Origin of the sequence: Gilliamella sp. App6-5, from assembly GCF_001690525.1 — a bacterium.
Lineage (GTDB): Bacteria > Pseudomonadota > Gammaproteobacteria > Enterobacterales > Orbaceae > Gilliamella > Gilliamella apicola_H.
The window spans coordinates 1-4138 of the sequence record NZ_LZGT01000090.1 but is presented as its reverse complement, the minus strand read 5'-3'; the positions used below and the strand labels follow the sequence as shown (position 1 = coordinate 4138).

1 tRNA gene and 3 rRNA genes are annotated in these 4138 nt (G+C 49.2%); all 4 read left to right on the top strand.

The window, feature by feature from the left end:
- A 16S ribosomal RNA gene (locus A9G24_RS10840) occupies positions 1-602 on the top strand; the annotation flags it as partial.
- Between the two features lie 53 nt (positions 603-655).
- A tRNA-Glu gene (locus A9G24_RS10835) sits at positions 656-731 on the top strand.
- 257 nt (positions 732-988) lie between these two features.
- Positions 989-3887, top strand: a 23S ribosomal RNA gene (locus tag A9G24_RS10830).
- A gap of 126 nt (positions 3888-4013) precedes the next feature.
- A 5S ribosomal RNA gene (rrf, locus tag A9G24_RS10825) occupies positions 4014-4129 on the top strand.
- Positions 4130-4138 lie beyond the last annotated feature (9 nt).

Sequence of the window (4138 nt, the reverse complement as noted above, 5' to 3'; positions counted from 1 at the left end):
GGTGGAGCATGTGGTTTAATTCGATGCAACGCGAAGAACCTTACCTGGTCTTGACATCCACAGAATCTTGTAGAGATATGAGAGTGCCTTCGGGAACTGTGAGACAGGTGCTGCATGGCTGTCGTCAGCTCGTGTTGTGAAATGTTGGGTTAAGTCCCGCAACGAGCGCAACCCTTATCCTTTGTTGCCATCGGTTAGGCCGGGAACTCAAAGGAGACTGCCGTTGATAAAGCGGAGGAAGGTGGGGACGACGTCAAGTCATCATGGCCCTTACGACCAGGGCTACACACGTGCTACAATGGCGTATACAAAGGGAGGCGACCTCGCGAGAGTAAGCGGACCTCATAAAGTACGTCTAAGTCCGGATTGGAGTCTGCAACTCGACTCCATGAAGTCGGAATCGCTAGTAATCGTGAATCAGAATGTCACGGTGAATACGTTCCCGGGCCTTGTACACACCGCCCGTCACACCATGGGAGTGGGTTGCACCAGAAGTAGATAGCTTAACCTTCGGGAGGGCGTTTACCACGGTGTGGTTCATGACTGGGGTGAAGTCGTAACAAGGTAACCGTAGGGGAACCTGCGGTTGGATCACCTCCTTACGAAGAGCTCGTAAGTGTTCACACAGATTGTTTGTTTAGAAGAGAAATAATTAGTCCCCTTCGTCTAGAGGCCTAGGACATCGCCCTTTCACGGCGGTAACAGGGGTTCGAATCCCCTAGGGGACGCCATAACAAGTGATGAAGTTATTTCTCGAAAAAATTATCTTTGTATTTGCTTAGGTATAATAGTGAGTGAATAGAAAGATAAAGCTCTTTAACAATTAGGAACAAGCTGAAAGAAACGAGTTCTCGTTCTTATGAAAAGCTTTTATTGAGACGTGTAATTAAAAGTTAGTGATAATTTTTAGTTGAGGCGAATTGGTAGAGGTGAGTCATTAAGAAAGAGAAAAAAGCGTAATTAAAACCAAGACAACTGTGAGTTGTAAGGTTAAGAAATTAAGCGTACACGGTGGATGCCTAGGCAATCAGAGGCGAAGAAGGACGTGTTAATCTGCGAAAAGCGACGGTGAGCTGATAAAAAGCGCTATAGCCGTCGATGTCCGAATGGGGAAACCCAGTGTAGGAGACTACACTATCATATGGTGAATCCATAGTCATATGAGGCGAACCGGGAGAACTGAAACATCTAAGTACCCCGAGGAAAAGAAATCAACCGAGATTCCCTGAGTAGCGGCGAGCGAAAGGGGAGTAGCCCAAGCGGGTAGCATATAGTATTAGTGGAAGCGTCTGGAAAGTCGCACGATAGAGGGTGAAAGTCCCGTACACGAAGGTGCGATATGTGGAAGCTTATAGAGTAGGGCGGGACACGTGATATCCTGTCTGAAGAAGGGGGGACCATCCTCCAAGGCTAAATACTCCTGATTGACCGATAGTGAACCAGTACCGTGAGGGAAAGGCGAAAAGAACCCCGGGAGGGGAGTGAAATAGACCCTGAAACCGTGTACGTACAATCAGTGGGAGCTGTTACCGTTGGGTAGTAGTGACTGCGTACCTTTTGTATAATGGGTCAGCGACTTATATTCTGTAGCAAGGTTAACCGAATAGGGGAGCCGAAGGGAAACCGAGTATTAACTGTGCGTTAAGTTGCAGGGTATAGACCCGAAACCCGGTGATCTAGCCATGGGCAGGTTGAAGGTTGGTTAACACTAACTGGAGGACCGAACCGACTAATGTTGAAAAATTAGCGGATGACCTGTGGCTGGGGGTGAAAGGCCAATCAAACCGGGAGATAGCTGGTTCTCCCCGAAAGCTATTTAGGTAGCGCCTCATGAGTAACTGTTGGGGGTAGAGCACTGTTTCGGCTAGGGGGCCATCCCGGCTTACCAACCCGATGCAAACTCCGAATACTGACAAGTTTAATCATGGGAGACACACGGCGGGTGCTAACGTTCGTCGTGAAGAGGGAAACAACCCAGACCGCCAGCTAAGGTCCCAAAGTCATAGTTAAGTGGGAAACGAAGTGGGAAGGCTTAGACAGCTAGGATGTTGGCTTAGAAGCAGCCATCATTTAAAGAAAGCGTAATAGCTCACTAGTCGAGTCGGCCTGCGCGGAAGATGTAACGGGGCTAAAACTATGCACCGAAGCTGCGGCAGTGCACGTAAGTGTGTTGGGTAGGGGAGCGTTCTGTAAGCCGTAGAAGGTGTGTTGTGAGGCATGCTGGAGGTATCAGAAGTGCGAATGCTGACATAAGTAACGATAAAGCGGGTGAAAAGCCCGCTCGCCGGAAGACCAAGGGTTCCTGTCCAACGTTAATCGGGGCAGGGTGAGTCGACCCCTAAGGAGAGGCCGAAGGGCGTATCTGATGGGAAACGGGTTAATATTCCCGTACTGGCTATAACTGCGATGGGGTGACGAAGAAGGCTAGGTTTACCACCTATTGGATGGTGGGTTAAGCATGTAGGCGTGTGATTAGGCAAATCCGGTCACTGAAACGCTGAGGTGTGATGACGAGCTGCTAAGGCAGTGAAGTAATTGATGCCCTGCTTCCAGGAAAAACCTCTAAGCTTCAGGTTATAGTTAATCGTACCCGAAACCGACACAGGTGGTCAGGTAGAGAATACTCAGGCGCTTGAGAGAACTCGGGTGAAGGAACTAGGCAAAATGGTGCCGTAACTTCGGGAGAAGGCACGCTGATGGTAATTGAAGTCCCAAGCGGATGTAGGTGAAGTCAGTCGAAGATACCAGCTGGCTGCAACTGTTTAATAAAAACACAGCACTGTGCAAACACGAAAGTGGACGTATACGGTGTGACGCCTGCCCGGTGCTGGAAGGTTAATTGATGGGGTTATGCGTAAGCAGAAGCTCTTGATCGAAGCCCCAGTAAACGGCGGCCGTAACTATAACGGTCCTAAGGTAGCGAAATTCCTTGTCGGGTAAGTTCCGACCTGCACGAATGGCGTAATGATGGCCAGGCTGTCTCCACCCGAGACTCAGTGAAATTGAAATTGCCGTGAAGATGCGGTGTACCCGTGGCAAGACGGAAAGACCCCGTGAACCTTTACTATAGCTTGACAGTGAACATTGAGCCTTAATGTGTAGGATAGGTGGGAGACAAAGAAGCATGCACGCCAGTGTGTGTGGAGTCGACCTTGAAATACCACCCTTTAATGTTTGATGTTCTAACCTATACTTCTGAATCGAGGTAAGGGACACTGTCTGGTGGGTAGTTTGACTGGGGCGGTCTCCTCCCAAAGAGTAACGGAGGAGCACGAAGGTTAGCTAATCCTGGTCGGACATCAGGAGGTTAGTGCAATGGCAAAAGCTAGCTTGACTGCGAGAGTGACGGCTCGAGCAGGTACGAAAGTAGGTCATAGTGATCCGGTGGTTCTGAATGGAAGGGCCATCGCTCAACGGATAAAAGGTACTCCGGGGATAACAGGCTGATACCGCCCAAGAGTTCATATCGACGGCGGTGTTTGGCACCTCGATGTCGGCTCATCACATCCTGGGGCTGAAGTAGGTCCCAAGGGTACGGCTGTTCGCCGTTTAAAGTGGTACGCGAGCTGGGTTTAGAACGTCGTGAGACAGTTCGGTCCCTATCTGCCATGGGCGTAGGAAAATTGAGAGGGTTTGCTTCTAGTACGAGAGGACCGAAGTGAACGCACCGCTGGTGTTCGGGTTGTGATGCCAATTGCATTGCCCGGTAGCTACGTGCGGAATAGATAAGTGCTGAAAGCATCTAAGTACGAAACTAGCCTCGAGATGAGTTTTCCCTGAAGAGATTCAGTAAGGTCCGTTTGAGACTAAGACGTAGATAGGTCAGGTGTGTAAGTGTAGTGATACATTGAGCTAACTGATACTAATGAACCGAGAGTCTTAACCTTACAACTCGGAGTTGTTTTGGGATTATGCGATTGATAGTATAAAAGTTGAAATAACAGTTTGTTCCGGATTGAGAGATTAGTGCAGATATGAGATAATGTAGCTAATTGAAAAGAGTACAGGATATGTCTGGCGGTAATAGCGCGGTGGTCCCACCTGACCCCATGCCGAACTCAGAAGTGAAACGCCGTAGTGCCGATGGTAGTGTGGGTATTACCCATGTGAGAGTAGGGTGCCGCCAGACTTTTAAATT